This is a genomic window from Paraburkholderia sp. (assembly GCF_026225065.1).
GTDB lineage: Bacteria > Pseudomonadota > Gammaproteobacteria > Burkholderiales > Burkholderiaceae > Paraburkholderia.
On sequence record NZ_JAMFSB010000008.1, the window covers coordinates 1 to 2,856 of the forward strand.

The 2,856-nt window shown below is 61.3% G+C and carries 2 protein-coding genes; one reads left to right on the top strand and one right to left on the bottom strand.

Translation table 11 applies throughout. The features are described from left to right. The coding region (locus M0954_RS00340) for a 2-isopropylmalate synthase (protein ID WP_297351026.1) at positions 1–1,222 on the top strand (1,222 nt) is incomplete at its 5' end. 84 nt (positions 1,223–1,306) lie between these two features. Here M0954_RS00340 and M0954_RS00345 read toward each other — a convergent pair. Continuing rightward, positions 1,307–2,856: SulP family inorganic anion transporter (locus M0954_RS00345; protein ID WP_297351028.1), on the bottom strand; the 1,550-nt coding region annotated here is incomplete at its 5' end.

The window sequence follows — 2,856 nt, forward strand, 5'->3', positions numbered from 1 at the left end:
GCTGCGCATGAGCGCCGATCAGGTCTATGAACAGGCGCGTCTCGCCACGCGGTTCGCGCGCAAGTTCACCGATGACGTCGAATTCTCGCCGGAAGACGGCAGCCGCTCGGATCTCGACTTCCTGTGCCGCGTGCTGGAAGCGGTGATCGATGAAGGCGCCACCATCATCAATATTCCCGATACGGTCGGCTACGCCGTGCCGGAAGGCTACGGCAACCTGATCAAGACCATCCGCGAACGCGTGCCGAATTCGGACAAGGCGGTGTGGTCCGTGCATTGCCACGATGACCTTGGCATGGCGGTCGCGAATTCGCTGGCCGGCGTGCATATTGGCGGGGCGCGTCAGATCGAATGCACGATCAACGGTCTGGGCGAGCGCGCAGGCAACACGGCACTGGAAGAAGTCGTGATGGCGATGAAGACGCGCAAGGATTACTACGGGCTGGAACTCGGTATCGATACGACGCATATCGTGCCGACCTCGAAGCTCGTCTCGCAGATCACCGGTTTTGTCGTGCAGCCGAACAAGGCTGTCGTTGGCGCGAACGCGTTTGCGCACGCGTCGGGCATTCACCAGGATGGCGTGCTCAAAGCGCGTGATACCTACGAAATAATGCGCGCCGAGGACGTGGGCTGGGCGACCAACAAGATCGTGCTCGGCAAGTTGTCGGGTCGTAACGCGTTCAAACAGCGCCTGGAAGATCTCGGCGTGTCGCTGGAATCGGAAACGGATGTGAACGCCGCGTTCGTGCGCTTCAAGGAACTCGCCGATCGTAAATCCGAGATCTTCGACGAAGACATCATGGCGATCGTCTCCGAAGAATCCGCGGAAATGCAGGCGAAGGAAACGTTCCGCTTCGTGTCGCTGGCGCAGCACTCGGAAACGGGTGAGCAGCCGCACGCACGCGTGGTGTTTGCCGTCGATGGTATCGAAGTGCAGGGTGAATCGCGTGGCAATGGCCCGGTCGACGCGACGCTGCACGCGATCGAATCGAAGGTGACGAGCGGCGCTGAGCTGGTGTTGTATTCGGTGAACGCGATTACCACCGGCACGCAGGCGCAGGGTGAAGTGACCGTGCGTCTGTCGAAGAGCGGACGGATTGTGAACGGCGTGGGCACGGATCCGGATATTGTGGCGGCATCGGCGAAAGCGTATCTCGCGGCGTTGAACAAGCTTCACTCGAAAGTTGAGAAGCTGAATCCGCAGCTTTCCTCAATTTGATTCGATTGAGCGAAGCGCGTATCCCGCGCTTCATCGGTTAAAAACGGCTCTCGCCACAAGCGAGGGCCGTTTTTCATTGCAGCTTTATTTGACGGACGCCCGTTTGAAAAACGCCATGCGCTGTTGCAAGCTCGGCCGTTCGCGCGCCGTGCGCTCAAGCTGCCGGCATTCCACATGGATACCGCGCTCGGGGGCATCTGCGACGAATTTATCGATGAGTTCGCGCACGTCGGGATCGACGAAATCAGCGCGGCTCGCGTCCACAATGAGCGTCGCGTTGTCCGGAATCTGCCGCAAGTGATGCTTGAGAGATACCTTCCCAAGAAACGACACGTCCTTGCGAAACGACAGCAGGAAGTGATCGTCGTGCTGCGCGACAGTGATAGGCCGCTGCAGATTCGCATGAATCGCAAGCCCGATACTGCAAGCAATTCCCAGCAGGATGCCGATCAGCAGGTCGGTCGTGAGCACGCCCAAGATCGTCACGATGAACGGCGCGAAGCGTTCGAATCCCTGCTTGGCAACGGCCGCGAATAACGAAGGTTTCGCCAGCTTCAGTCCCGTGAAAATCAGGATCGCGGCGAGGCACGCGAGCGGAATCAGGTTGATCACGGCCGTCAGCGCGAACACGCTCGCGAGCAGGAACACACCGTGGATGACGGCCGACCAGCGGCTCTGCGCGCCTGCGTGGACATTGGCGGAACTGCGCACAATGACCGAGGTGATCGGCAACGCGCCGATCGCGCCCGCCATCATATTGCCGATGCCCTGCGCCTTCAGTTCCCGATCCGGATGTGCGGTGCGCTTCTTCGGATCGATCTGCTCGACGGCTTCGAGGCTCAGCAACGTCTCCAGACTTGCGACGATGGCAAGTGTCATCGCGAGCCGCCAGACATCGGGATTGACGAGCCGCTCGAAGTCAGGCCAGTCGAACGCCGCGTTCAACGCGGCAAACGAGGCCAGCGACGGCAGCAATACGCGATGTTCCGCCGGCGGCGCAAAGCCCGGCGCGGCGAAGTCGAGCACCAGCGTAATCGCAATGCCGAGGATGACCACCGCGAGTGGCGCCGGCAACGCGCGTACCAGCGCAAAGCGGCGCATCGCTTTCGTTTCCCAGCCGGCCAATATCGCGATTGAGAGCACGGCGACAGCGCACGCCACGAGGGACATCGCGCCGAACGGCGTATCGAGCGTGCCGGAGGATTGCGCGGCAACGTGAGCGCTGCCGTTGGCAAAGCCGGCAGCAAGCGGCACCTGCTTGATGATCAGCAACAAGCCAATGGCCGCAAGCATTCCTTTGATGACCGACGACGGCACGTAGGCTGCGAAGCGTCCGGCTTTCAGCATGCCGAAACCGAACTGGATCGCGCCGGCGAGCATCACGGCCATCAGGAAGGTCGAAAAACTGCCGAGCCTGGCAATGCCATCGACGACGATGACCACCAGTCCCGCCGCCGGCCCGCTCACGCTCAGGTGCGAGCCGCTCAGCAGTGCAACGACCAGCCCGCCGATAATCCCCGACAGCAAGCCGGCAAACGGTTCGACGCCGGAGGCGTTGGCGATGCCAAGACATAGCGGCATCGCGACAAGGAAGACGACAGTTCCCGCGAACAGGTCGCGCGGGAAGGTTGCAA